The sequence below is a fragment of the Sediminibacterium ginsengisoli genome, assembly GCF_900167075.1.
Lineage (GTDB): Bacteria > Bacteroidota > Bacteroidia > Chitinophagales > Chitinophagaceae > Sediminibacterium > Sediminibacterium ginsengisoli.
Genome location: NZ_FUWH01000003.1, coordinates 42,623 through 68,170, shown reverse-complemented (window position 1 = coordinate 68,170; position 25,548 = coordinate 42,623). Strand labels below are relative to the sequence as shown.

At 47.4% G+C, this 25,548-nt stretch carries 24 protein-coding genes; 12 read left to right on the top strand and 12 right to left on the bottom strand.

From position 1 onward, the window contains the following. Positions 1 to 66 precede the first annotated feature (66 nt). From B5D42_RS06005 to B5D42_RS05990, 4 genes are all read right to left on the bottom strand, one after another. Positions 67 to 423, bottom strand: a complete 357-nt coding sequence (locus tag B5D42_RS06005) for a phage holin family protein (protein ID WP_078830569.1) — start codon at positions 421 to 423, stop codon at positions 67 to 69. A gap of 56 nt (positions 424 to 479) precedes the next feature. Further along, positions 480 to 1,760 carry a M16 family metallopeptidase gene (locus B5D42_RS06000; protein WP_078830568.1) on the bottom strand — a complete coding sequence of 427 codons (1,281 nt, stop codon included), beginning with the start codon at positions 1,758 to 1,760 and terminating at the stop codon, positions 480 to 482. After that, a complete protein-coding gene (locus tag B5D42_RS05995; protein ID WP_262507777.1) occupies positions 1,750 to 2,961 on the bottom strand; it encodes a M16 family metallopeptidase in 1,212 nt (403 codons plus the stop codon). The genes B5D42_RS06000 and B5D42_RS05995 overlap by 11 nt, the downstream gene beginning before the upstream one ends. Positions 2,962 to 3,120: 159 nt before the next feature. Then, a complete protein-coding gene (locus B5D42_RS05990; protein WP_078830566.1) occupies positions 3,121 to 4,314 on the bottom strand; it encodes an aspartyl protease family protein in 1,194 nt (397 codons plus the stop codon). A 168-nt stretch (positions 4,315 to 4,482) separates the two neighbouring features. Between B5D42_RS05990 and mqnC the strand changes: the two genes are divergently transcribed. The 6 genes from mqnC (at position 4,483) to B5D42_RS05960 (ending at position 9,296) form a co-directional block, all read left to right on the top strand. Beyond that, on the top strand, positions 4,483 to 5,607 hold the full coding sequence (gene mqnC, locus B5D42_RS05985; protein WP_078830565.1) for a cyclic dehypoxanthinyl futalosine synthase: 1,125 nt from the start codon (positions 4,483 to 4,485) through the stop codon (positions 5,605 to 5,607). Between the two features lie 77 nt (positions 5,608 to 5,684). Next, positions 5,685 to 5,870: a hypothetical protein gene (locus B5D42_RS05980; RefSeq protein WP_139367013.1), complete on the top strand. Its 186-nt coding sequence runs from the start codon at positions 5,685 to 5,687 to the stop codon at positions 5,868 to 5,870. 150 nt (positions 5,871 to 6,020) lie between these two features. Beyond that, the gene (locus B5D42_RS05975; protein ID WP_078830564.1) at positions 6,021 to 6,509 is read left to right on the top strand and encodes an RNA polymerase sigma factor; all 489 of its coding nucleotides are present in this window, start codon (positions 6,021 to 6,023) and stop codon (positions 6,507 to 6,509) included. A gap of 5 nt (positions 6,510 to 6,514) precedes the next feature. After that, entirely contained in the window at positions 6,515 to 7,663 is a 1,149-nt protein-coding gene (locus B5D42_RS05970) for an anti-sigma factor (protein ID WP_078830563.1), read from the top strand. Between the two features lie 21 nt (positions 7,664 to 7,684). Then, positions 7,685 to 8,578, top strand: a complete 894-nt coding sequence (locus B5D42_RS05965) for an outer membrane beta-barrel protein (protein ID WP_078830562.1) — start codon at positions 7,685 to 7,687, stop codon at positions 8,576 to 8,578. A 175-nt stretch (positions 8,579 to 8,753) separates the two neighbouring features. Next, entirely contained in the window at positions 8,754 to 9,296 is a 543-nt protein-coding gene (locus tag B5D42_RS05960; RefSeq protein ID WP_078830561.1) for a L,D-transpeptidase family protein, read from the top strand. A 1-nt stretch (position 9,297) separates the two neighbouring features. Here B5D42_RS05960 and B5D42_RS05955 read toward each other — a convergent pair whose 3' ends face one another. After that, positions 9,298 to 11,520 (bottom strand): hypothetical protein, encoded by a 2,223-nt coding sequence (locus tag B5D42_RS05955; RefSeq protein ID WP_078830560.1) that lies wholly within the window; start codon positions 11,518 to 11,520, stop codon positions 9,298 to 9,300. Positions 11,521 to 11,575: 55 nt separating this feature from the next. Then, positions 11,576 to 12,634 (bottom strand): COX15/CtaA family protein, encoded by a 1,059-nt coding sequence (locus B5D42_RS05950; RefSeq protein ID WP_078830959.1) that lies wholly within the window; start codon positions 12,632 to 12,634, stop codon positions 11,576 to 11,578. Positions 12,635 to 12,735: 101 nt separating this feature from the next. On the opposite strand from B5D42_RS05950, the gene rnhB reads away from it, so the two are divergent. Beyond that, positions 12,736 to 13,350, top strand: coding sequence for a ribonuclease HII (gene rnhB / locus B5D42_RS05945; RefSeq protein ID WP_078830559.1), 615 nt, complete (start codon positions 12,736 to 12,738; stop codon positions 13,348 to 13,350). 5 nt (positions 13,351 to 13,355) lie between these two features. On the opposite strand, the gene B5D42_RS05940 is transcribed toward rnhB, so the two are convergent. Further along, positions 13,356 to 13,967 (bottom strand): L-threonylcarbamoyladenylate synthase, encoded by a 612-nt coding sequence (locus tag B5D42_RS05940; protein WP_078830558.1) that lies wholly within the window; start codon positions 13,965 to 13,967, stop codon positions 13,356 to 13,358. Positions 13,968 to 14,079: 112 nt separating this feature from the next. On the opposite strand from B5D42_RS05940, the gene B5D42_RS05935 reads away from it, so the two are divergent. Together B5D42_RS05935 and B5D42_RS05930 are read left to right on the top strand one after the other, a co-directional pair. Continuing rightward, on the top strand, positions 14,080 to 14,964 hold the full coding sequence (locus tag B5D42_RS05935; protein WP_078830557.1) for a cupin-like domain-containing protein: 885 nt from the start codon (positions 14,080 to 14,082) through the stop codon (positions 14,962 to 14,964). A 296-nt stretch (positions 14,965 to 15,260) separates the two neighbouring features. Next, positions 15,261 to 15,908 carry a response regulator transcription factor gene (locus B5D42_RS05930; RefSeq protein WP_078830556.1) on the top strand — a complete coding sequence of 216 codons (648 nt, stop codon included), beginning with the start codon at positions 15,261 to 15,263 and terminating at the stop codon, positions 15,906 to 15,908. Between the two features lie 26 nt (positions 15,909 to 15,934). Here B5D42_RS05930 and B5D42_RS05925 read toward each other — a convergent pair whose 3' ends face one another. Both B5D42_RS05925 and B5D42_RS05920 read right to left on the bottom strand, forming a co-directional pair. Further along, positions 15,935 to 16,978, bottom strand: coding sequence for a 2-oxoacid:ferredoxin oxidoreductase subunit beta (locus tag B5D42_RS05925; RefSeq protein WP_078830555.1), 1,044 nt, complete (start codon positions 16,976 to 16,978; stop codon positions 15,935 to 15,937). 43 nt (positions 16,979 to 17,021) lie between these two features. Then, positions 17,022 to 17,369 carry a carboxymuconolactone decarboxylase family protein gene (locus B5D42_RS05920; protein ID WP_078830554.1) on the bottom strand — a complete coding sequence of 116 codons (348 nt, stop codon included), beginning with the start codon at positions 17,367 to 17,369 and terminating at the stop codon, positions 17,022 to 17,024. 85 nt (positions 17,370 to 17,454) lie between these two features. On the opposite strand from B5D42_RS05920, the gene B5D42_RS05915 reads away from it, so the two are divergent. Then, entirely contained in the window at positions 17,455 to 19,608 is a 2,154-nt protein-coding gene (locus tag B5D42_RS05915) for a S9 family peptidase (RefSeq protein ID WP_078830553.1), read from the top strand. A gap of 46 nt (positions 19,609 to 19,654) precedes the next feature. On the opposite strand, the gene B5D42_RS05910 is transcribed toward B5D42_RS05915, so the two are convergent. From B5D42_RS05910 to B5D42_RS05900, 3 genes are all read right to left on the bottom strand, one after another. Continuing rightward, positions 19,655 to 20,824, bottom strand: coding sequence for an N-acetylmuramoyl-L-alanine amidase family protein (locus B5D42_RS05910; RefSeq protein WP_078830552.1), 1,170 nt, complete (start codon positions 20,822 to 20,824; stop codon positions 19,655 to 19,657). A gap of 218 nt (positions 20,825 to 21,042) precedes the next feature. Then, the gene (locus tag B5D42_RS05905; RefSeq protein ID WP_078830551.1) at positions 21,043 to 22,821 is read right to left on the bottom strand and encodes an acyl-CoA dehydrogenase FadE; all 1,779 of its coding nucleotides are present in this window, start codon (positions 22,819 to 22,821) and stop codon (positions 21,043 to 21,045) included. 35 nt (positions 22,822 to 22,856) lie between these two features. Then, complete coding sequence (locus B5D42_RS05900) at positions 22,857 to 23,297, bottom strand: MarR family winged helix-turn-helix transcriptional regulator (protein ID WP_078830550.1); 441 nt, start codon at positions 23,295 to 23,297, stop codon at positions 22,857 to 22,859. Between the two features lie 78 nt (positions 23,298 to 23,375). Between B5D42_RS05900 and B5D42_RS05895 the strand changes: the two genes are divergently transcribed. Further along, positions 23,376 to 24,185 (top strand): alpha/beta hydrolase, encoded by an 810-nt coding sequence (locus B5D42_RS05895; RefSeq protein WP_078830549.1) that lies wholly within the window; start codon positions 23,376 to 23,378, stop codon positions 24,183 to 24,185. Between the two features lie 27 nt (positions 24,186 to 24,212). Then, positions 24,213 to 25,361: a glycosyltransferase family 2 protein gene (locus B5D42_RS05890; RefSeq protein WP_078830548.1), complete on the top strand. Its 1,149-nt coding sequence runs from the start codon at positions 24,213 to 24,215 to the stop codon at positions 25,359 to 25,361. The last annotated feature ends 187 nt before the right edge of the window (positions 25,362 to 25,548 follow it).

Sequence of the window (25,548 nt, the reverse complement as noted above, 5' to 3'; positions counted from 1 at the left end):
ATGGAAATATAAAAAACCGGTAAAATTACGTTTCTACCAGTGGTTATAAGAAAGGATGAATGGTGATTAATTCTGTTCGCCGCCCTTGCCGAGAATTCCTTCTATCAGCGCCGCCACAATGGATACCACAAAACTGAAAAGGAGGGCCGGGAACCAACCATCTACCGTAAATCCCGGAACAAGACTTGCAGCCCATTTCACGATCAGTACATTGATCACCAGCAGGAACAGTCCGAGGGTAAAGATGGTAATGGGAATAGTAAGAACGATCAGTATGGGTTTGATAAAACTGTTGAGCAGCCCCAGTACTACCGCAACAATCAGTGCGGTTACAGTTGTATCTACATGTACGCCTTTCAGAATATAAGCAGCGAATAATACTGCCAGTGCTGTTGCAATTGTTTTTGTGAAAAAGCGTCCCATGTATAGCCGGTTTAAATTATTCCCGGAGCCGGTATTACCAGCCCCGGTTGATCTGGTTAAACCACCGATAACTCGTAAAAAGCTTCGTCCTGCAGGTATTTGTTTGCCATTTCCTGCAGTTCTGCTGCTGTTATTTTTCTGATGATACCGATGGTGTTATAAAAATAACTTTCATCGAGATCATTCAGGATATAATTTTTCCACCGCGCTATGATCTGGAACGGTCCGTCAAGATCTCCGAGCAGCGAACCCATCATATAATTACGTACCAGGTCAAGCTCTTCTTCCGGCACCGGTTCATTGCGCAGCAGCGCCATTTCTTTATAAACCTCTGCTATAGTTGCGGCACTCACATCCCTTCCTGCTTCCGTGCTGATCATCCAGGCACTGTTGTGAATATGATTCTGCAGGTAACTGTGGATGCCATAAGTATAACCTTTGTCTTCACGGATATTACTCATCAGCCTTGAACCGAAAAATCCGCCGAAGATATTGTTGAGTACCTGCGCTCCCGCGAAATCCGGATGTTTCCTGTTCGGGAAATCCCGCGCCATGCGGATGGCACACTGTACTCCATCAGGATCATTGATGATATTATATTTCTTTTCTGCTGCCGGCGCTGCATTAAATGTAACCGCCGGTATTTCGGCCTGGTTAAGCGGAAGCGATCCGAAAATGCTGTTGAGCAGTTGCTGCATATTTGCAGGTAATTTCCCTGCAGTGAACACAAGGCATTTACCATATGTATAATATTGCCGGTAAAACGCTTTCAATTCTTCCTGCTCCAGGCGATCGTAATCGAGTGTGGATGTATAACGGCCATAAGGATGATGGAAGCCGTATATATATTCATCTATCAGCCTGTTGGCTACAAAATCACATTTCTTAAGATTCACTTCCAGCCTTTGCTTCTGGTTCTGGCGATAAATATCCAGCTCCTCCTGCGGAAAAATGCTCTCTGTCAGCAGTTCGGCCACCATGGGCAGCACATGTTCCAGGTGTTTGGCCAGGCAATGCAGGGTGATCGTTGCCGTTTCATTATAACACTGGCGGTTCAGGTACGCTCCGTAAAACTCGAAATGCTCATTGATCGCAAAAGCTTTATGTTTCTTCGTTCCGTTTTTCAGCATGAAGTTGGTAGTGGCTGCTACAATATTGTTCTGCTCATACCAGTTACCTGCGTAGAATACCCATTCTACCATGATCACTTCTTCTGCACCTGCATCCACTGCGTAAACAGGCACGCCATTGTCCAGCTTATACCTGTCGCAGGGTTTGAGTACCAGGTTCAAATCAACCGCATCCACGATCGGCGGCGCCACTTTTCTATTTTGCATGGTAATAAAGCGTATTGCTGTTGTTCTCGTCAAAAATGATATTGCTGCTCTCTAGTATATCTGCCGTGGTTACCAACTGGTATTTCTCCAGTTCGGTATTCATTAGCTGCGCATCTCCCAGGAGTTCATAAAGTGCAAGGCTGCCGGCGCGGCTCATTACACTCATGTCTTCAAATGCAATGATGCTCTCGGTCTTGTTCTTTACTTTCTGGAGTTCTGTTTCGGTTACGCCGGACTGCCTGATCTTCACGATCTCTTCATCCAGTGCCTGCGCCGCCTCTTCCATACTTACTCCTTTCACCAGTTTTCCGTCTATAGCTACCAGTCCCGGATCGATAGTGCCGAAATGATAACAGTCGAGGTTGGAGAATAATTTCTTTTCCTTTACGAGCGACTGGAACAAACGTGATGAACCACCGCCGCCCAGTATTTCGGTGATCAGATCGGCCGGGTAATAACCTTTATCCAGCCTGCCGGGCATATGCCAGGTCCTGATCAATGCATCCAGGGGCACATCTGCGTAAGTTTCCGCGAAACGGGGTGCTGTCTGCACAGGTTCTGCCGGAAGATTACGCTCGTAACGTGTTCCCGGAGGAATATCGCCGAACCATTTTTCCGCCAGTTTTCTGATCTCGTCGGTCTTCACATGACCCGCTACCACGAGAATAGCATTCACGGGACGATAATGTTTAAAAAAGAAGTCTTTCACATCTTCGATGCGTGCATTTTCAACATGACTGAGTTCTTTACCGATCGTCATCCAGCGGTAAGGGTGCGTGGTGTAAGCGAGTTCACGCATTTTATGCCACACATCGCCGTAAGGCTTATTGATATAATGTTCCTTGAATTCTTCGCAGACCACTTTTCGCTGAACAGCCAGGCTTTTTTCGCTGAAGGCAAGGCTCAGCATCCGGTCGCTTTCGAGCCAGAATGCGGTTTCGATATTTTCTGCAGGTAACTGGCAGTAATAATTGGTGAGATCATTGGTAGTGTAGGCATTATTCTCGCCGCCGGCCCTCTGCAAAGGTTCGTCGTAATCAGGAATATTAATGCTGCCGCCGAACATCAGGTGTTCGAATAAATGCGCAAAACCGGTCTGCTGCGGATTTTCGTCCCTCGCACCGGCATCGTACATGATATTTACAACGGCCATTGGTGTAGAGTGATCTTCATGTACCAGCACACGTAACCCATTCTCCAAAACAAAACGATTGAACTGAATCATAGTCTGTATCCTTAAAACCTCCAAAATTAAGGTTTTCCCCCGCACTTCGCCCAGACACTCTTGACTTCGCCCCCCTCACTTCGCCCTCACCCGGATTTTAACATACCCACTATAACAAAACAGCTTCCATCATGCTTATTTCCGGATATCCTTCACATCAATCGTAAGCGAAACCGGTGCATCGTTCCTGAAAACGATTACCCGCATCCTCCCCGTGGCATTCTGGAAAAGATTCTTATAGGTCTGTATGTTTTTGGAAAAATTGCTTTCGATGGAGAATATAACATCTCCCGGAAGAAACCCTGCTTTTTCTCCCGGCGAACCTTTGATGACATCGATGACCCTTACCTCGCCATCCTGCAGGTAGATCCCCAGGCCGGTATAGGAATAATCAAACGGATCGCCGAAATGGTTATTGGGTTTGATGTAAATGCTTCTTTCAGGATAGTTCAGTATCACATTGAAGCGGCGCATGATATCGTTGCCGATCAGCCCCGACTGCAATGGATAAGAGGTAACATTGAACTCGTCCTCGAAAATATGAACGGGCACTTTTTTAAATTTATACGGTCCTACTTTCACTTCTTTGATCACGGTAAGTTCCATCAGCTTTTTACCGCCCAGACCTTCAGCCTGCGTCGGGTATAATTTCTTGCCCTTTTTAAGCAGGGAACTGTCTTCCACGAAATCCTTCGACAGCAGGAAATTCAATCCTGCACCCGTATCAAAAATGAAACGGCTGAAAATAGATTTTTCATCACTAACGCCTGCCATCTGCAGCGGCAGGGTTGAAAAATCGGGTCTTAGCATGTAGCCTCCGCGCGGGTATTTGAATATGCCCGGGGTGAATACTTCAATCCAGTGTTCATCATTATCGATCCGTACGATATACCTGCGGAGGAAGCTGAATCCAACGATACCGTCTATTTTAACACCATAAACACTGGTAAGAAGATCATAATCATTGATATGGAAATCAAGGTTCTCTACTGTGAGTCCGGGAAACTTAAGTGAGTGATTATAAGCGAATTCTACAGTTTTAAGGCCGGCAATGCCCCTGATGGTCTTATTTGACATGGTGAGGGGAAGGTTCATGGCATGTGCAGTAGCCGAATCGAGTGAGATACCACCGCTGCCGGTATCCAGTACAAAGTTGAGCGAATCGGCAAACTGGTCGAACTGGGCACGGACGATAATAATGCCGCCACTCAGCTGCGTAAAAGGAAAACGTGTGATGAAACGGGATTGCGGCGGAACAAATTCTTCCTGCGCGGCAGTGCGCATGCTGATACAAAGCAGTAAGGCAATAATCGGTAGTAGTCGTTTCATGCAGCATCAATATACAAAAAAGGCCCGAGTAAACGTGACGCATTGCGCCCGAATGCGTTTAACCTGTTTTGAACGGTAAAAAGCCGGGAACGGACCACTTCAATAAGCCATTACAATCCATTTTATCATCCTACCTTTGCAGTTCATTTAATTCTTACGAGCGTGGATATGCAAACAGCAGATTTATACCGGAAGGCACTGAATATGGAATTCCTTTCCATCGAAGAAGGAATGTTCCTTTTTGAGCATGCACCCCTTGCAGAGCTTATGTATGTGGCGGATGAAATGCGTAAAAAGCAGGTGCCGCACGGGAAAGTAACCTGGCAGATAGACCGGAATGTGAATACGACCAATGTATGTATCGCCAATTGTAAGTTCTGTAATTTCTACCGTATCCCGGGACATGCAGATGCCTACATAACGGATATGGATACCTACAGGAAAAAAATATCCGAAACGCTGAAATACGGCGGCGACCAGTTACTGTTGCAGGGCGGGCATCACCCCGGCCTCGGGCTGGATTTTTATACAAAGACCTTCCGCCAGCTGAAACAGGAATTCCCGACCATTAAACTCCATGCACTCGGACCACCCGAAGTGGCGCATATCTGCAAACTGGAGAAAATGAGTCACCACGATGTACTGAAAGCCTTGCAGGAAGCCGGTCTTGATTCATTGCCGGGCGCGGGCGCAGAGATCCTGATAGACAGGGTAAGAAGGCTGATCTCGAAAGGAAAATGCGGGGCCGACGAGTGGCTGGAGATTATGCACCAGGCGCATAAATTAAACATCACGACCAGTGCAACCATGATGTTCGGACATGTGGAAACGCTGGAAGAGCGGTTCATCCACCTCGAACGCATCCGCGAAGTACAGAGCCGTAAACCGGCCGATGCGAAAGGTTTCCTGGCATTCATACCGTGGACATTCCAGGATGTGGACACTTTGCTGACGCGTATACGCGGCGTGCATAACCTAACAACACCCGATGAATATATCAGGATGATTGCCATCAGCCGGATCATGCTGCCAAATGTGAAGAATATCCAGGCGAGCTGGCTTACCGTGGGCAAACAGACCGCACAGATCTGCCTGCATGCCGGTGCCAATGATTTCGGAAGCATCATGATCGAAGAGAACGTGGTAAGTGCGGCAGGCGCACCGCACCGCTTTACATACAGGACTATGCAGGATGCCATCCGCGAAGCGGGTTTTGAGCCGCAGCTGCGAAATCAGCAGTATGAGTGGCGCGAGATCCCGGCAAGTATACAGGAGCAGGTAATCGATTATTAATGAACGTGTTTTAACTTTTCTGTAAAGCAGCCGCTGATGCAACGCCGCTATCTTCGCCGGTGTCAAAAGCTCGCTGCATGAGACAAAAACCAATCCGCATATTCCTTCTCCTGGCCTGTACCACCCTTTTTTCCTGCCGTTTATTCAATGGCGGGCGATTTCCGGCAGCCTGTATAGAGCATGGGAGAGAGAAACAGGTGGAAAACATTAATGAGATTTATTATATATCGATGGACCGGCTGACGGCCTGGTCTCCGAAATAAAAACAGGATCCCGCAGTTTTTTGACCGCGGGATTTTTTTTCTTTGCAGTTGTAACAAAAACTTCCGCCAGACGTATAATTAACAAGACGGGCATCCCAAAGCGGTAAATCCTGCTTCGTCAGACAAGACAACAACAGATCAAGGCTGTTTATGACCGAGAAAGAATACAATCAATGCGTGACTCTTTATGCCGATAATGTTTTTCGCTTTATCGTCAAGAATCTTCGTCATGAAGAGGATGCGCGGGATATTGTACAGACAGCTTTTGAAAAATTGTGGCGGAACAGGGAAAACGTTGAGTCTGATAAATCAAAATCCTATCTTTTTACCGTTGCCTATAACCAGATGATCGATCATATCCGGAAAGCAAAAAGAATTGAGCTGAAGGAAGATTTCCAGGAAGATGGCAGATCGCAGCAACAGCAGCAGAGCGGACGAATGAAGAAAATACTGATGGATGCCCTTAACAGGCTGAACGAAACGCAGAAAAGCCTGGTGATGCTGAAAGATTATGAAGGCTACAGTTATGAAGAGATCGGCGAGATCATGGATCTGAACCCGAGCCAGGTAAAGGTCTATCTTCACCGGGCAAGGCTTACGCTGAGAAATTATCTTGTAAGTCCTGAAAACGTGATATAAAATAAATGACAACGATCAACAGACATAATTATGAAACGTTTTTCCTGCTCTATGTAGACGGTGAGCTGTCTGCTGCGGAAAAGCGTGCTGTTGAACAGTTTGTGGCCGACAATCCTGATCTGCATGCAGAACTCCAGATGCTGGAAGAAACAATGCTTCCGGTAGAGGAAGACCTTGTATTCATGAACAAGGAAAGCCTGATGCGCAGTGCAGAACCTGTATCAATTGCCGATCATGAAGAAGATCTTTTATTATATCTCGATAATGAACTGAATCAGGAAGGGCGCATCCGCGTAGAAAAGCTTTTACAAACACCGGCCGCAGAAGCGCAGTTTGCGCTGCTGAAACAGGCAAAGCTGGAGCCGGAAACAATGGTTTGTCCTGATAAGGCATCACTTTATCGCAGTGAAACCAAGGAGCGCCCGGTGATCATGATGCGCTGGTGGAAGATCGCCGCCGCCGCTGTTGTGATCGGATTGCTGGTTACTGCTTCACTGTTCTACAATAACAGCAGATCCGGCGAAAAAGAAGCTCCGCTCGCGGCAGCAGCTGGTCAGAAGAAGGATACGCCAGGTGCAGCAGGTTCCGGAAGTACTGAAGCAACTCCGGAAGAAACGATAACAACAGGTACAGACAATGAGAATACGATCGCCGCTGTAAATGCAGCCACCGTTGATGCGCGCGTGCCTGAAATGCAAAAGCCTGCAAGCGTTCCGGTTCCTGATGCAGTTATTACTGCCAAACGTCCTGCAACAGTAACAGCCGATGAAACGCCGGTTCTCCTGGCCAGAAATGAAACCGTTGTTCCTGTAACCGAAAGAGGCACTACTGTTAGTGAAACCGTTGAACCGGCAATGACCAACACCAATGCCCGGCTTGCAGTTGCAGCAGATGCCGACAACTATACACTTAAAGTGCTGGATACAGATACCGATGATAAACCGAACCGCCGCTTCACATCAACAATGGCAACGCCGGCTGTTTACAGGGAACTGGATACAGATGACGACAGCAAAAGTCTTTTGCTGGGTTCGATAGAGATCAATAAAGATAAACTCCGTGGTATTTTCCGTAAAGCCTCTAGTCTCTTCCGGGGCAAAGCCAAACAGGAAGAAACCAAAACAGAAGAACGTAATACCAGAATTTTAAAATAACCAAGAAAACAGGACCGTATTATGAAAAGAGCATTAGGTTTAATGGCAGCCATGCTGGTTGCAGGTGCAGGATTTGCCCAGACAGATACCACAACCGGCAAGAGCGACACCATGCGTGTGGGAAATTTCATTATCATCAAGAAGAACAAGGATAACAACACCGACAAGAAGAAAGACAAGGGGGAAGATAACAGTGTATGGAAAGACTGGGACAGGGATTTCAGCGTAAGGATACAGCGAAAGCCCTATAAGCGTACCAACATCAGCACCAACTGGTTCATATTCGACCTGGGCTTTGCTAACTTCAGGGATAATACAGATTATGCGGCAGCACAGGCCGGCGGATATTTTAAAGTGCTCCGCACGGTTGATGGTCCTGTAGATAAAAACAGTTTCCGCCTTAATACCGGCAAATCCAGTAACGTAAATATCTGGCTGTTCATGCAGAAGCTCAATGTGATCAAACACGTGGTGAACCTGAAGTACGGACTTGGACTGGAAATGTACAATTTCCGTTACGACAGCCGCCTGAGTTACCGCAGGGATCCGGTTCCATATGTATACAATGACTCGATCAGTTTTTCAAAGAACAAGCTTTATGTGGGCTACCTCACTGTACCGTTAATGGTTAATATCAACGCAAGCCCCAATAAAAGGAACGGCTTCAGCATCAGCGGCGGAATAAGCGCAGGTTACCTGCTGAGCAGCCGCAACAAGCAGATCAGTGCCGAGCGCGGCAAACAAAAGAACAATGGCAATTTCGATCTGGAGCCATGGAGACTGGCTACAGTGGCGGAAGTGGGCCTGGGACCGGTTCGCTTATATGGCTCATACAGCCTCAACAGGTTACACAAAGAATCAACTCACCTGGAGCAATATCCTTATACCGTAGGTATCAGGTTCAGCAACTGGTAATCTGATTATAAATAACTGCTGACGGTTATAGACACGCATGTCAGCATTTTTCTCATGTTGTCTTCGCGCCGCCTTTTCAGGCGGCGCTTTTGTTTTTTGTTAAGCTAATGTTTTGCTAATTAACCACTCTTCAACAATTGTGATCATTAGTTTAGGTGCATAAACCCGTGTACCAATGAAACCCATGTGGCAGTACTGCATGCTGTTAACCTTATGCATTCCGTGTACCTCTTTCCGCAAAGCGAGAAATATGGATGCGCGTTATTTTTCAAAAGACACTTATAGTATCCTGGTGATCAAAAGCAAATACCAGCTTACGCTTTTTGATTCAACAGGTGAATGGATCGCCAACTATCCCGTTGTTTTCGGCAATAAGGATATGGGCGATAAACTGATGCAGGGCGACAGGCGAACGCCGGAAGGTGTATTTCATATCGTAAGCAAAAGACGCCATGAAAAATGGAACCGGTTCATGATGCTGGATTATCCCACTGCGGAAAGTGTAAAAAGATTCAAAGAAAGAAAAGCGAAAGGACTTATTCCTGCCAATGCAGAGATCGGCGGCGGCATTGGTATACATGGGACGTGGCCGCATGAGGAATATGCAATAGACCGTTATGACAACTGGACCGAAGGCTGCATCAGTACAAAGAATACTTACGTGGAAGAATTATTCAGCATCCTGCCTGTAGGTACGAAAGTAGAGATCAGGCGCTGATCTATTTTTCAAGTGCTGCCAGCCGCTGGAACTCCAGGCCGTTGAGCGGATTATCGAGCGCCAGTACAATATCTCTTTTCTCAGCCGCCGTAAGGTGAAAGCTGAGACTTGCCGGCGCTTCCTTTTTTGAAGGCACATATTGGAAGCAGATCCTGTGAAACTGCGGACCATATGCTTCCGACAAATATTTCAATTCATCATGCTGGTAATAATCCTGCAGTTTGTACCAGTTGTTTTGCAGGAGCAGGAACGGCTTGGTAAGAAAATCGAGCATAGAGTTTTCTTCCATGGGGCGGTCCCAGTCGGCAAGGCTCCTGTCGCGCAGCTGTAATAACACCACTTTGCTGGTATTTGCTTTCAGCCAGTCTTCAAAAGTTTCTATAAAACGAAGTGCGGTTTCCTGGCCGAAATTATCACGCAGCCCTGCATCCATTACATCGATCACCGGTTCTGTAGGCAACCATACATTCGGTAATACATATGGAAATGTTGCATTCATGCGGAGGGCAGAGAGAATACCGATATTGGCAGCATCTTCATTTTTGAAAAAGGAATTGAAGTCAACTGCATCCGGATCGAAAGGAAGGATATTGTTGATGTTGGTAACCGGCCGCATCAGGAACCGTGCAGGATGTGTGGCGATGATCATTTTCCTTCCGTCGCGGTTAATTACGGAATTGAAGAACATAACCGGGATCTCTGCATTGGCTTCGGCCTGTATATAATCTTTCAGTTTCTTATCGAGGATGCCATTTGTATTTGCATTCAGTTTTTGTTCGAATGCATAACCGCGGTCTTTGGAATACTGGTAACCGTTCTTCTCAAATTTCTGTACCGGCCCCATGATATCCCTGGTAACGAAAGATGAAAACAGCGGGCTGAGCAGGTCTTTGCCGATATTGTCGATATGTTGCTTGCTGCCCATATCCACAGGAATGCCTTTTTTCTTTTCGTAATAAAGTTCCCTGAAATAAGCTGCGCCAAGCATTCCGCCTGAAGCCCCATTGATCAGGAATGTGCGGTCCATCAGTTTACCGCCGAATAAACTGTCGAGCCGCTGAAGGGCATTCATGGTAAACACTGCACTGCGTGTGCCGCCGCCGCTGGTGTTGATGATATAGAATATGGGTTTGTCGGTTTCCTGTTTGGCCTTCCATTTATTGAGAATATCGATATAATATGCTTTGTCAATAGTCATGTTACTGTCGCTCGCGAGTTCCATGATGTTTTCACGATTATAAACAGGCCGCGGAGCTGTGCCATTGTAGTTTAGCCCGTAAGCTTTATTCCTGGGATCGATGAATTTATGCTGGTAGAGGTAATTGACGCCTAAATAGAGTAATACAACAATGGGAATGCTCCAGCTGTGCAGGAATAATGAAATGGCACCCGATACAGCGATCAGGATAGCGAAAAAGATGGTGATGCTTGCTGCGGCAGGCAGCTGAAAGAGCCGGGCATCGGAAGTATAGCCAACCAGGATCAGGAAAACAAATGCCAGCACAATGGCGATCACTGCAGAGAAATGGTGCCGTTTAAAAACAGAATCGAGGAAATCCTGGCTGTAATGTCTTACATCGCGTGGCTTGCGTAAATGAAGTCTTGCGCTGAGGAACCAGTCGACCCTCAGTTCCGGTCTTTCCTTCGGTAAAATATTTTTTTCTGCGGCGAGGGCATATTCTTTGTTGGCCGAAGTAATTACGGAAGCCATGCTGCGATAGATGGTTTTGTCGGCACCGAAAAAATAAATAAAAGAGATCAGTACGGAAAGCATGATGCCACAGGCAAAGCCGGCTACCATCAGCAGGATTTCCTGCGTACCGAATAATTCCTGGTAGCGTGCATAGTTCACCGCTTTGGTAAAATAAAAAGCCAGGAAGATCAGCGGCAGTAGTGCATTGTTAATACAGTATTTGAGAAAAGGCTGCGCAGTTGTGACAAGGAATTTGATATGCCTGCTGTGCAATATGAACGTGGTAATATTCCAGCTCATGATAAAAATACCGATCGTGAAGCCTACGATAGCGGTGCTCAGCATATTGATCTCGCCAAAATATTCGGGTGCAAGAAAAAGAGAGTTGGCGCCAAACGTATGCATGAAGCCGCCTGCTACGGTCGAGAACAGGATATACCAGAATAACAGGAATACCTGGTACCTGCGGAAGTGAAGCAGGAAAAGCTGCAAAGGCAAAGAGAACCACAGGCCGATGAAGTATTTCTTCATAATAGCAAGACCGTTTTTAAGCAAGAGCTGCTGCTTTCCGGAAGAATACAGCCGATTATTTACGCCCTCTTACAATAAATAACATCCATGTCAGTGATAAAAGCAGCAGCATGCCTGTTAACTGGTGCAGCTGTGCCAGCCATTCAAATGTACCCCATTTGCCCGGAATAATACCGGTACTGGTTAGCACACTGAATATGCCCAGTAATACCTGCAGCAGGGTAACGGCCAGCGGAACCCATCTCGTTTTCCTGAATAAGGCAGTGCCTGCTGTTTTAAACAATAGCACAGACCAGTAAATGATGATGATCAGCAGCAGGTAAGCCAGGCCGCGGTGTATGAAATGAATAAGGATCGTGTTATCGATAAAATTGAGGAGAAGCGGCTGGTGATGGAACAACCGTTCCGGTATCCATTGCCCGTTGATATCAGGCCAGGTTGGTGCGGCTGTTGCAGCTTTGTGCCCCGCCATCAGTGCACCATAGATCAGTTGTATTACCAGCAGTACCAATAATGCAACGTTCCATTTGTGAATGCGGCGGTCTTTGAAAATATTCGCTGAAGGAACAAGCAGCTGCAATGCAAACCAGAAAGTATAACAAAGCAGTCCCAGTGCAAAAATAAAATGCAGGGCAAGCCTTGTGGGTTTAACGTAGATCGCATCACCGGTGAGTCCGCTTGCTACCATGATCCAGCCAACAAGACCCTGCAATGCGCCCAGCAGGAAGAGAATGATCAGCGGATTGATCATGTCTTTTTTGAAATGTTTCTTCACGATGAACCAGATAAAGCCTGCGGCAAATACCAGCCCGATGAGCCTGGCCCATAACCGGTGGAACCATTCCCAGAAAAATATGAATTTGAAATCGGAAAGTGTAAAATCGAAATTCAGCAGGTGAAATTGCGGGGTCTGCCTGTATTTGTTGAATTCGGCAAGCCATTGCTGTTCATTTAAAGGCGGAAGCGAGCCTGTGATCACATCCCACTCTGTAATAGACAGGCCACTGCCTGTTAAACGGGTAATACCACCCAGTGCAATCTGTATCACCGTCATGCCCACGCCCAGTAAAAGCCAGGAAGCGACGAGCCGGGAAGACCTTTCAGTTGTATTCATATGCCGTTCAGAATTGAGCACAAAGGTACTGGTATAACAGGCACGGCTGGCTTTTAACAAAGTGAATTTGGCAGATCAGGCCGGTATCTGGAAATTTGCCCATGCTTCCGGCTTTTTATCAGACAGAATTTACGGAAGCCGGCTGCGATGAAGCCGGCCGGGGCTGTTATGCAGGCCCTGTTTTTGCGGCTGCCGTGATCCTGCCCAGGGATTTCAGGCATCCTTTGCTGAACGACAGTAAACAACTGAAAGCAGAACAACGCAATGAACTCCGGCTCGTGATAGAAGCAAGTGCCATTGCATGGGCGGTAGCCAGCGTTGATAATGATGAGATAGACCGGATCAATATCCTGAAAGCATCTTATAAGGCAATGCACCTCAGCCTCGACCAGCTGCAGGTGCAACCGGAGCTGTTACTGATCGACGGCAATCGCTTTTCGGCCTATAAAAAAATCCCACATCACTGCATTGTAAAAGGCGATGGAAAATTTGCAAGCATCGCCGCCGCCAGCATCCTTGCGAAAACACACCGCGATGAATACATGCAGGGATTGCATATATCATTTCCGCACTATTCCTGGGATAAGAATAAAGGATACGGTACCAAAGCTCACCGTGATGCAATAGAAATACACGGCCTGTGCAGGTACCATCGCAAAAGCTTTAATATACAGGCGATGCAGCTGGACCTTTATGATGATGGAAACGAAAGCTGATAATTTTATTCATCCGACCATTCTCCGGCACCCTCGCGGATCACTTCATAAGGTTCTTTGGTACAATCGATCACTGTAGAAGGGATCATGCCGCCATTGCCGCCATCTACAACAATATCCACCAGGTTTTTAAAATTTTCATACATCACTTCAGGATCGGTATATTCTTCCACCATATCACCCGGGAGTGAAGCAGAGAGGATGGGGTGTTCCAGTTCCTGCACAATGCTGCGTGCAATATTATTATCCGGAACACGCAGGCCGATGGTATTCTTTTTACTCTGCAGGATCTTCGGTACTTCCTTGCTGGCCGGCAGGATAAAAGTATAGGGTCCGGGTAACCTGTTCTTGAGTATCCGGTATAAGGGAGTAGAAATGCTTTTTGTGTATTTACTCAGATCACTCAGGTCATAACATACAAAGCTGAGCTGGGCCTTGGCCGGGTCAACCTGTTTGATCCTTGCAATACGCTCGATGGCTTTGTGCTGAAAAATATCGCAGCCAAGACCATAAATGGTATCGGTAGGATAAATGATCACACCACCGGAAAGCAGGCAATCCCTGATGGTTTTCAGGTGCCTGGGATTGGGATTGTCAGGATGTACATGCAACAACATAGTTTAAATATAGCAGCAAAAAGCAGACCAGCAAAGAGATGACAAACAACGGACAACGTGTTTGACGTATATCTATTCATACATTTCGTATTTTTGCACTCAAATTCCCTATATGCAATTACAGGCAATTGACGTTGTTGATTCCATCAGCGGGCAGGATTTTCAGAAGAACTACTACCAGCCCAAACGACCCCTTATCATTAAAGACCTTGCCAAAAACTGGCCCGCTTACAGCAAGTGGAACTGGGCTCATTTCAAAGAACTGGTGGGAGATCAGCATGTAGGCCTGTACAATAACGTGAAGAGCGATGCCTATACGCCGATCAATACGGCGGATGATTACAAAACATTCGGCGACTATATCGACATGATCAGCCAGGGGCCGGCCGGCTGGCGAATTTTCCTTTTTAATATTTTCGATCACGCACCGCAGCTTACGCAGGATTTCACCTGGCCGGAAGAACTGATGAAAGGTTTTGTAAAACGCTATCCCATGTTATTCGTGGGCGGCGCCAGCAGTATTACGCATATGCATTTCGATATAGATCTCAGTCATATCCTGCATACGCAGTTCGCAGGCCGCAAACGCGTACTGCTATTCCCTTACGAGGAAGGACATAAACTTTACCGCAAACCATTTGAAGTGCTCAGTCTTGCCGACTTCAGCAATTACCATCTCAATAACGGCAAGCCCGATTACGAAGCTTTCCCTGCATTGAAGCTGGCCAAAGGATATGAAGTAATACTGGAACATGGCGATACTTTATTCATGCCTGCAGGATACTGGCATCACATGGAATACCTCGACAGCGGTTTTGCAATGAGCCTTCGGGCCATGCAATCGTCACTGAACGGGAAGCTCCATGGTGTATGGAATCTCTTTGGTATGCGCGGCATAGATACACTGATGAAGAAAACAATGCCGCATCCCTGGTACAACTGGAAGAAGAAGAAAATATTCAGACTCGCAGAAAAAGAACTGGAAAGAACAAAATAATAAAAGGCAGCGCTAGGCTGCCTCTTATCTGTTTTTGTAACCCCCAAGAAAACTGCTTATGAGAAAATCAACCTGTTGGATTGATCTCGCATAACAGTGTAAAATTAGGTGAGTCCATCATACTAAACAACGTGGAAAACACCCTATTTATTAGGGTGTTTTTCCCGGTATAAATTCCGTGAAAACAACGTAGTATTTCTCCTACAGATGTCAGAGATTTGTAGTGTAGGAATCCATATCTAAACCCTGGCTTATAGGAAGTAAGCAGTATGGATCTTGCTGTTAATCCATTTCTTATGACCAAAATAGCCCTGGTTGACGACCATGTATTGCTGCGCAGCGGACTTGTATCGCTCATAAATTCTTTTTCTGATTATACCATTCTCTTTGAAGCCAACAATGGAAAGCAGTTCATCGAAATGCTTGATCCTGATAACCTGCCGGCCGTTGTAATGCTTGATATTACCATGCCTGAAATGAACGGGTATGAGACTGCATTATGGTTAACGACTTATTATCCACAGATCAAAATACTGGCGCTGACCATGCTTAACGATGAGCGTGCGATCATACGCATGTTCAAGAACGGGGCCAAGGGCTTCCTGCTTAAAGACAGCAGGCCGCAGGAGCTGAAAGCTGCGCTGGACGGGGTTGTACATAAAGGCGTTTATCTTAACAAAGCCATCTGCGATAATATCATTCATTCTTTTAAACAACATCCGGAGCAGGATGAGTTCGATAAGATCAGCGCACTGAACCAGGATGAGCGTGAGTTTCTTGCATGGTGCTGCTCGGAGAAATCTTACCGTGAGATCGCGGAAGTAATGGAAAAACCATTGCGCATCATCAATGAATTCCGCGACCTGCTTTATCAGAAGCTGAGCATCTCTTCACGCGTTGGCCTTGCATTGTTTGCCATCCGTAATGATATTGCCAAGCCTTAATGTATTATAATTGTGTTGACGGATGATCAGCCTGCGATCTCCCATACTTCACGGCCGCGAAGCAGTTTGTCGAGATCACCCTTGCCTTTCAGCGCAATGGCTTCTTCAAGCTGCATAGCCATCACATCTTCATAACATGGTCTGTCTGTTTCGAAGAATACACCGAACGGACGGGGATAATGCAGGCCCGCTTTATTCGGATCGTCGAACAGGCGAACCAGCATCTGGCCTTTGAAGAAATCCCGTTCATCATGGATCCACAGATCGTCTGCCGTATAGTTTTCGCCAAGCTCAACCACCACAGGCTTCAGACCATCGAGCCTGATCCCTTTATTCTGTGAAGCGCCGAAAACCAGGGGCTTGCCATGTTCCAGGAATAAAGTTTCTTCAGGTTTAGTAGATTTTTCCGTGAATATTTCAAAAGCGCCATCGTTAAAGATGTTACAGTTCTGGTAGATCTCCAGGAAAGATGAACCTTTATGCTGATGAGACCTGGTAAGCATGTATTGCAGGTGTTTCGGATCCCGGTCCATGCTGCGGCCCACAAAGCTCGCATCCGCACCCATGGCCAGCGCCAGCGGGTTGAACGGATGATCGATACTGCCGAAAGGCGTACTCTTCGTAACCTTATTCTCTTCCGAAGTGGGTGAGTACTGACCTTTGGTAAGTCCGTAGATCTGGTTGTTGAACATGAGTATGTTCACATCGAAGTTGCGGCGCAGCAGGTGAATGGTATGATTACCTCCGATGCTCAGGCTGTCGCCGTCGCCGGTTACGATCCATACACTGAGTTCCGGTCGTGTTGCTTTCAGTCCGCTTGCAATAGCGGTAGCGCGGCCGTGGATCGAGTGCATGCCGTAAGTGTTCATATAATAAGGGAAACGGCTGCTGCAGCCGATACCGCTGATGATTACAATATTTTCTTTGGGAACACCAATGCCGGGCATGATCTTCTGAACCTGTGCAAGAATGGAATAATCGCCGCAGCCCGGACACCAGCGTACTTCCTGGTCGGTTGCGAAATCCTTTGCAGTTAATGTGGGTAATGGTGTTTGTATGGTTGTTGACATGTGTTCTCCCGTTAAAAGTTGTTGATCTAAGTCTTCCCCAGGCTTATTTGCTTGTTTCCAGTTCTTCCCAGTATTCTGCCGCACGGCGGGTATGCGGGATCACGATGGTGCCGCCTACTATATTCGCTACGGCAAAGATCTCGTACATCTCATCTGTGTTCACACCCAGCTCATGCGCTTTACCCAGGTGGTACTTGATGCAATCATCGCAACGCAGCACCATGCTTGCCACCAGACCCAGCATTTCCTTGGTCTTCTTATCCAGCGCGCCGTCCTCATAAGTGTTGGTATCCAGGTTCCAGAGTCGCTTCATCACAAGATTATTCTTGCTCAGAATCACTTCATTCATCTTTTCCCTGTAGTCGTTGAACTCTTTTACCAGCTCGCTCATAATTTCCTGTTTAGCGTGCAAAAGTACAAAAGGGGAACAAGGTTTCCTGTCATTTATTTGTATTTTAACGCTTCAACAAGCACACATGAGATATTTATCAGTTTTGTTACTCTGCGCCTGCTTCACAACAGCTATTGCCCAGAAAAAAGAACCTGTTAAAGTAACCGATATGCTCCGGATCAGGCAGGCCGGATCTGTCAGCTTCAGCAGCGATGCCCGGCAGGTGGTATTTATGGCCACCTCCATTGAACCTGATGGCGACAACCGCTGGGAATATAAGTACAGTAACCAACTCTTCATAGCACCGGCCGATGGCAGTTCTGCACCGCGCCAGCTCACTTTCAGGGACAATGCCATGCAGCCCGCCTGGAGTCCCGACGGCCGTCAACTGGCTTTTGTAAGACCGGTAGACGGCAAAACACAGGTATTCCTGCTCCCGCTCGATGGCGGTGAACCGGCTCAACTTACTTTTTTCCGCTATGGTGCCAGTGCGCCGAAATGGAGTCCTGATGGCAAAAAAATCCTCTTTGCCGCCTCGGTCCCTTTAAAGGAACTGCTGAAAGATTCGGCCCTTAACCCTGCTCGTGCTGTTCCCGCCTGGCCGTTCGAAAAACCGGGTTTTGCACAGAATGAGCAGCTCAGGTCTAATGCCGCCCGTCCCGATCCGGATGGAAACATGGATGAGATCAGGGCCTATCTCGATAACAACGTGGCCGACCGCAAAGCAAAAGTGATCACTAAACTGAACTTCCAGGAAGAAGCGACCACTTCAGGAGATCTGTCATTCACCCATTTTTTTACCATCAATACAAGCCCGGGCTCGCAACCCGTACCGGTGACAAAAGGATTTTACCGGTTTACAGGAGCGGAGTTCACGCCAGATGGCCGGCAGCTGCTGATCAGCGGAAATATGGACCCGCTCAGGCATCCGGACAGGGTGCTTGAAAGTGAATTATACCTCGCCGATGCCGATGGGAGTAATATCCGCAAACTACTTGGCGAAGCCGGGAAAACATTCAATTCTGCACGGATCTCGCCTTCCGGGAAATGGATCGCATTCCAATACGGAAGTGTAGGTTTTGTAGATGTTCCCGCTTTGGGGATCATCCCGGTAAATGGAAGTGCCAAAGACATTGTTACCATTCCGTTCGACCGCTCCAAGGGTGGGCTCAGCTGGAGCGAAGATGAGAAGTATCTCTATTTTACAGCACAGAGCAACGGTGGCGCACCGGTTTACCGCGCCGACATAAAAAGCAGGCAGGTAGATGCTTTGTCCGGCACCAATGCAGGTATCAGCAGCTTCGATTACCGCAACGGGAAACTGGTCTTTGTTAAAACCGAAGTAGCCAATCCTTTTGAAGTATACACTTCCGATGCGGCGATGAAAAACCCTGTTCGTATCAGCAATCTTAACACAGGCTGGCTGGAAGGAAAAACACTGAGCATGCCGGAGAAAGGGAGTTTTGTAAACAATAAAGGACAAACCATCGAATACTGGGTGATGAAGCCCGCCAATTACCAGCCAGGTAAAAAGTACCCGGCTATCGTTAATATCCACGGCGGACCAACCGCGATGTGGGGGCCGGGAGAAAGTTCCATGTGGCATGAATTCCAGTATTATACTGCACGGGGTTTTGCCGTGGTGTACTGTAACCCGCGCGGTTCGGGTGGTTACGGGGCATCGTTTTTACAGGCGAATTTGGGCGACTGGGGAGCAGGCCCTGCATCGGATGTGCTGACGGCGCTCGACCGTGCAACTGCAGGCGGATTCATCGATACTTCGCGACTGGCAGTGACCGGCGGTTCCTATGCGGGTTATCTTGTGGCGTGGATCATTGCGCACGACCAGCGTTTCAAAGCAGCCTGTTCTCAGCGGGGAGTATATGATCTGGCTACTTTTTTCGGGGAAGGAAATGCATGGCGGCTTGTGCCGAATTATTTCGGCGGCTATCCCTGGGAAGAAAAAACAAGAGAGCTGATCAAACGCGAGTCACCGATCAATTATGTAGAGCAGATCCACACACCATACCTGATTTTTCATGGCGAAAATGACCTGCGCACCGGTGTGATACAAAGCGAAATGTTATACCGTAGTCTGAAAGTACTGGGCCGTACCGTTGAATATGTAAGACATCCGGGCGGCACGCATGAGCTGACCCGCAGTGGTAACAACCGGCAGCGTATAGACCAGATGTTGCGGACGATTGAATTCTTCGAAAGATTCATATCCACCAAATAAAAAGAACCGGCAATCTGCCGGCTCTTTTCAAATATGTATGTAAGGCCTATTTTAATTGGGTAAGCCAGTTGTTGATACCGAGATATATTTTCTTTGCTACGTCGGCGTGGAACTTCGGACTCATGATCTTCTTTTCGTCCTGCACATTACTGAGGAAGGCAATTTCCACCAGGCAGTTCGGGAAATCGGTAGGAGCGTTGAACATGAAGTTAAAGCTGCCCACATTGCCAAACTCGGCCAGATCCAGGGTTAGCATCTGTTTTAAGATCGCTGCTGTAAGCGGTTTGAAACCGATATGCTTATAATAAGTACTTACGCCTTTCACATCTTTATTGCCGCTGGAATTCAGGTGCAGGCTGATCAGCAGATCCGGCATTTCCTGCTGCATGAATACAACGCGGTCTTTATTGTCGAACGTAGTATCTATAGTACGTGTCATTACAATTTTTTTCACACCCCTGCTCTTCAGGTACTTCTGAAGCTGTTTTGCAAAAAGAAGGGTATAGTCTTTTTCAAGACCATTGGCCGTAACACCCGAGGCACCCATATTGGTACCGCCATGTCCGGCGTCGATCGCGATTTTGAGGTTCCTGATATCCAGGCTTTTGGGCTGCCTTCTCACTTTAACCTGCAGCGATTTTCCTTTGTAGCCGATGCTGTAACCCCAGTGCTGTTTATGCTGCAACTGAATGGTCACACGTACCACATCATCTTCCACCTGTTCGTAATAAACATCTTTTACTTCCTTCAGCGTGCGCAGCTGCGTGATCCAGTTGGTGTTGCTCTGCACACCGTAGATATCAACCATGATGCGGGACGGGTTGATTTCCATCCAGCTTTTATAAGGCAGCTTTTCTTCCATACCAATGCTCACCACATCGTAAGTAGTATCGCCCTTGGCACTAAAGGACCCCGTGAGATAGAAAGGTTTAACAGGAATACTGTTATCGATCTTCAGAAACTGTTTTTCTATGAAGGCAGTATGATATTTGGACAACTGCACATTGTAAAGGTCGGTGGTGGAGTCTATGATCCGGAACACAACGTTCGTATCGATATAACCCATCTTCGCGCCTCCGAGCCTGTCGGCACCCTGGCCGTAAGCGATCGCGGGTAATTTTCCTTTAGACCTGGCAAGCAGGTAGTGCGGGGTAATCGTCTGCGCTTCCATTTTGAGGGCAAATAAAAGAAGGCAGGCAAAGCGTAGTCTTTTCATGCGTTGAAGTTAATGTTTTTACGATACCGGCAAAAACATGCAAAAATTAATCAGTTTTTGCAATTAAACGTGCGTTTTTATGAGAGATCAGGCAGGAGTAAAAAGTAAAAAGCCTCATCACTTTTAAGCGATGAGGCTTTTTGAGCAAGCAACCGTAAAACAGGTATCAAATATGATAAAAAAATGTGAAAAAAAGAATATTTAGGTTAATTTTTTTATCAGAGATGGTAGCCATTGTCTGCCAGCAACCTGTCGCAGATCCGGCGACGGGCATCTTTGGCGTTAAAAGGATCTACTTTGGTAAAGCGTTTCAGACCGATATGCATCATGCGAAGTTCGTCACCTTCAGCAAAACTGTTCAGTGCGTCTTTGCCGGCCTTATTGATACGGTCAGCCGCATCATATAAATAAGTCTGCATAATATCTGTCTGCAATGCAGCATCACCTTTCTCTGCAAGTTTCATGGTACGCAGCAGCGCGCTTTCCGCGTTGAAAGTTTCGATGGCCATGTCGGCAATGTTCATCAGCACTTCCTGTTCCTTATCCAGCTGCATCATCAGTTTCTGAACGGCAGCACCTGCCACTACCAGGATGGCTTTTTTAAAGTTGGCGATGTATTTACGCTCTTTCGCAAACGGCGCATCATCTTCCGATCCGAAATCAGGAATGCTCATCAGCTCTTTCTGCACGGCCATAGCAGGACCCATCAGATCGAGCTTGCCTTTCATGGCACGTTTCAGCACCATATCCACGCTGAGCAAACGGTTGATTTCGTTTGTACCCTCGTAAATGCGATTGATACGGCTGTCGCGGTAAGCCTTCGAAATAATATATTCATCGCTGAAGCCGTTACCCCCGTGTATCTGCACACCTTCATCCACTACATAATCCAGCACTTCACTTCCGTATACTTTCAGCATCGCACATTCGATGGCGTACTCTTCGGCAGCGCCTAACAGGGCTTCTGCAAATGATTTTCCATCGGCTGCCAGTTCCTGTTCTTTATGATCGATCCAGTTGGATGTACGGTAAAGCGCACTTTCTGCCACCCACATGCGGATGGCCATCTCCGCCAGCTTATGACGGATAGCACCGAACTTGGCAATCGGCAATTTAAACTGTTCTCTTGTTTTCGCGTACTGAACCGAAATGGTTGCAGCTCGTTTTGAACCTCCGAGCGCAGCTGCACAGAGTTTCAGCCTGCCGATGTTGAGGATGTTGAATGCAATGATATGTCCCCTGCCGATCTCGCCCAGCACATTTTCCACCGGCACTTTACAATCCTGGAAATACAGCTGTACGGTGGAGGAACCTTTGATACCCATTTTATGCTCTTCCGGACCCTGCGTAAAACCTTCAAACCCGCGTTCCACGATAAAACCGGTGAACTTATCGCCGTCGATCTTAGCGAATACGGTGTACACATCAGCAAAACCACCATTGGTGATCCAGCATTTCTGGCCGTTCAGTATATAATATTTTCCGTCATCGCTCAGCTTTGCGGTGGTCTTGGCTCCCAGCGCATCACTGCCGCTGTTGGGCTCTGTAAGACCGTAAGCTCCTTTCCATTCGCCGCTGGCGAGTTTGGGGATGTATTTCTGTTTCTGCTCCTCGGTTCCGAAATACAGGATCGGTAAAGAACCGATACCGGTATGCGCCGCAACGGCAACGGAAAATGAATGTCCGCCGCCTAATCCTTCATTCACAATGGTTGATGTGATAAAGTCTTTGCCCAGTCCGCCATATTGCTCCGGGAAAGAGGTAGAGAGCAGGCCCTGTTCGCCGGCTTTTTCCAGCAGGGAAGGCATGAGGCCGGTTTCCATTTTATCGATACGGTCAATCACAGGCAGGATATCTGCATCGAGGAACTGTGCGCACATGTCCATTACCATCCTTTGTTCCTCGTTAAAATCCTCGGCGATGAAAGTGTCTGCGGGATTGCTCTCCCTGATCAGCCATTCGCCGCCGTGAATTGCAGTTTTGTTAGTCGTTTCCATGGAAGAATTGTTTTATGGTTATTCGTTTATTGGTTTCAGGTCAGGTTATCGTACACGCGCTGAAAAACGGATTTCACGGTTTCGATCTCGTCTTTGTTCACCCCCGTCAGCGCTTCACTCATGGTCTGGTTGGCCAGGTCGATGGTAACATCCTGCAATGCACGTGCGGCATCTGTAAGACAAACCATGTTGATACGCCTGTCTTCCTTGGATGCCACCCGTTTTACCAGTTTCTGTTTTTCAAGGTTATCGATCAGCCTGGTAATGCTCGGTTTGTCGCGGAATGTGCGGTTGCACAATTCCTGCTGGCTCTGGCAATCCTGCTTCCATAAGTGATAAAGAACGCTCCATTGCTCGATGGTGATCTCGAGCCCCGCATTACGGAAATTCTTCTGCAGGCGCCTCGCAACGGCAGTTGATGCCATCCCGTTGATGACACTGTATAATTCGCCCCGCCTGAATTGGTTGTTTGACATATAGTTAGTTATGCAACTAATTTCAAAGTAAATCCGTTTCTTTGACATCTCCAAGAATAAACTCTTAAATTTCCGGTTGTGGCGGGAAATCTATGGCTTACATATCGGCGCTCGGTGATCCATTATCACCGTTTCGGCAACGGGCCGGAATGGCTGTTCTGTTTTCATGGCTATGGAGAAGACGGCTGTACATTCAGTGTGTTGGAATCATTACTGGGTGAAAAGTATACGCTGATCGCGTTTGATATGCCTTTCCACGGGCAGACACGCTGGGAAGAAGGAAAGGAATTTATGCCGGATCAGCTGGTTGAACTGATGGAGATGCTGGTGCCTGCCAACGTTCCGGTGAGTCTCTGCGGGTTCAGTATGGGTGGCAGGGTTTCCCTGCAGTTATTGCAGCAGATCCCTGACAGGATCAGGCGGGTTGTACTGGCTGCACCTGACGGACTGCATAAAAACCCCTGGCAGCGCTTTGCCACACAGAACAGGCTGGGCAACCGTTTGTTCGGGTATGTGATGCGTCAGCCGGGCTGGTTCTTTAAAGTGATCGACCTGGCAGGGTGGCTGAAACTTTATCATAAGAGTCTTGTCAAATTTGTTCATTATTACCTGGATGATGCTGAGCAGCGCAAACTGCTGTATCAGCGCTGGACAGCCATGCGGTATTTCAACCCCGATCCGCAACTGGTTAAAAAAAATGCAGAAATCCGCCGGATCCCGGTATGGTTGTTTTTCGGGTTGTTCGATAAAGTGATCGTTGCCAGTCACGGCCACCGTTTTGCCGAAGGAGCCGAAAGCCTGATCCATGTGAAAGAACTTACGGCGGGTCATCAGTTGCTGCGGGAAAAATATGCTTCTGTAATTGCTGCGCCTTTGTTGAACGATTAACGCGGCACAACCATTTATCTTTGTTCCATGTATATCGCTGCAATTATTGTTACCACTTTTCTACTGGCTGTATACAGTTTCCTGATCCTGCAATACAGGAAATGGTTCCTGCGACTGAAGCCGTTCAGCACTGCTGTAATGCCTGAGCCAAAGACAAAGTTCAGCGTGATCATACCGGCACGTAATGAAGGCAATGGCATAGCGGCCTGCCTGCACAGCATCCTGCAGCAGCAATATCCTGCAGATCTGTTTGAAGTGATTGTGATCAATGATCACTCTACCGACAATACGGAAGCCGTTATCCGGAAACTGCAGGCGGAATATCCTAACCTGCGTCTTATCAACTTACAGGAACGCCTGGCAAATAAACAGCTGAATGCGTATAAGAAAATGGCGATTGAAATGGCGATAGCGGAAAGCATGGGCGACTGGATCGTTACAACCGATGCCGACTGTTACGCTCCCCCAAACTGGTTATCTACACTGAATGCATGCATTTCCGGCAATTCGCCTGTATTCATTGCAGCGCCGGTGATGTTCACACATAACGGTTCATTCCTTTCCGCGTTTCAGTTGCTGGATTTTATTAGTCTGCAGGGTATTACAGCTGCGGCGGTATCGGCCGGGTATCACAGCATGTGTAATGGCGCTAACCTGGCTTACCGGAAAGATGTGTTTTATGAGGCGGGAAAATTCAGCGGCATCGATCATGTGGCGAGTGGCGATGATATGCTGCTGATGCATAAGATCAAAGCCTTGTATCCGGACCGGATGGCCTATCTTTTTTCTCCCGGTATGATCGTTACCACAGAACCGATGCATACCTGGAAAGATTTTTTTAACCAGCGGATCCGCTGGGCGAGTAAAGCAGATCAATATGATGATAAAGGAATCTTCTGGACGCTTGCGCTTGTGTATGCGCTGAATGCAGCGTTGCTGTTACTGTTCCCGTTCAGTTTTTTTGTGGAAGGCGGCCTGGTTAACTGGCTGCTTTTCGTGGCGGTAAAAACAGGAGTAGAACTGAGTTTCATGATACCTGTTGCCCGTTTTTACAACCAGCTGGGAGCCTTATACCTGTTCCCGGTGATGCAGCCTTTTCATATTACCTATACGGTTATAGCCGGCTGGCTGGGTAAATTCGGATCTTATCAGTGGAAGGGAAGATCGGTTCGGTGATGATTTTATTCCGCATGTCCTGCCTTGCTGCCGCTTTCAGGCCACCATGCATAGATCATCAGGGAAACCAGGGCGAAGAGGGAAAGCACAAATGTTACTACGTTTTTCATAGAAGTGTTTTTATCTCATGGATACGGACTGCAATAAATAGACCAGCGCCGGACGCAAAAGTTTAATTGAGTTTTCC

Coding starts and splice junctions, on each gene's coding strand:
- B5D42_RS06005 (WP_078830569.1), bottom strand. CDS start 423: ATGGGACGCTTTTTCACAAAAACAATTGCAACAGCACTGGCAGTATTA.
- B5D42_RS06000 (WP_078830568.1), bottom strand. CDS start 1,760: ATGCAAAATAGAAAAGTGGCGCCGCCGATCGTGGATGCGGTTGATTTG.
- B5D42_RS05990 (WP_078830566.1), bottom strand. CDS start 4,314: ATGAAACGACTACTACCGATTATTGCCTTACTGCTTTGTATCAGCATG.
- mqnC (WP_078830565.1), top strand. CDS start 4,483: ATGCAAACAGCAGATTTATACCGGAAGGCACTGAATATGGAATTCCTT.
- B5D42_RS05980 (WP_139367013.1), top strand. CDS start 5,685: ATGAGACAAAAACCAATCCGCATATTCCTTCTCCTGGCCTGTACCACC.
- B5D42_RS05975 (WP_078830564.1), top strand. CDS start 6,021: ATGACCGAGAAAGAATACAATCAATGCGTGACTCTTTATGCCGATAAT.
- B5D42_RS05970 (WP_078830563.1), top strand. CDS start 6,515: ATGACAACGATCAACAGACATAATTATGAAACGTTTTTCCTGCTCTAT.
- B5D42_RS05965 (WP_078830562.1), top strand. CDS start 7,685: ATGAAAAGAGCATTAGGTTTAATGGCAGCCATGCTGGTTGCAGGTGCA.
- B5D42_RS05960 (WP_078830561.1), top strand. CDS start 8,754: ATGAAACCCATGTGGCAGTACTGCATGCTGTTAACCTTATGCATTCCG.
- B5D42_RS05955 (WP_078830560.1), bottom strand. CDS start 11,520: ATGAAGAAATACTTCATCGGCCTGTGGTTCTCTTTGCCTTTGCAGCTT.
- B5D42_RS05950 (WP_078830959.1), bottom strand. CDS start 12,634: ATGAATACAACTGAAAGGTCTTCCCGGCTCGTCGCTTCCTGGCTTTTA.
- rnhB (WP_078830559.1), top strand. CDS start 12,736: ATGCTTCCGGCTTTTTATCAGACAGAATTTACGGAAGCCGGCTGCGAT.
- B5D42_RS05940 (WP_078830558.1), bottom strand. CDS start 13,967: ATGTTGTTGCATGTACATCCTGACAATCCCAATCCCAGGCACCTGAAA.
- B5D42_RS05935 (WP_078830557.1), top strand. CDS start 14,080: ATGCAATTACAGGCAATTGACGTTGTTGATTCCATCAGCGGGCAGGAT.
- B5D42_RS05930 (WP_078830556.1), top strand. CDS start 15,261: ATGACCAAAATAGCCCTGGTTGACGACCATGTATTGCTGCGCAGCGGA.
- B5D42_RS05925 (WP_078830555.1), bottom strand. CDS start 16,978: ATGTCAACAACCATACAAACACCATTACCCACATTAACTGCAAAGGAT.
- B5D42_RS05920 (WP_078830554.1), bottom strand. CDS start 17,369: ATGAGCGAGCTGGTAAAAGAGTTCAACGACTACAGGGAAAAGATGAAT.
- B5D42_RS05915 (WP_078830553.1), top strand. CDS start 17,455: ATGAGATATTTATCAGTTTTGTTACTCTGCGCCTGCTTCACAACAGCT.
- B5D42_RS05910 (WP_078830552.1), bottom strand. CDS start 20,824: ATGAAAAGACTACGCTTTGCCTGCCTTCTTTTATTTGCCCTCAAAATG.
- B5D42_RS05905 (WP_078830551.1), bottom strand. CDS start 22,821: ATGGAAACGACTAACAAAACTGCAATTCACGGCGGCGAATGGCTGATC.
- B5D42_RS05900 (WP_078830550.1), bottom strand. CDS start 23,297: ATGTCAAACAACCAATTCAGGCGGGGCGAATTATACAGTGTCATCAAC.
- B5D42_RS05890 (WP_078830548.1), top strand. CDS start 24,213: ATGTATATCGCTGCAATTATTGTTACCACTTTTCTACTGGCTGTATAC.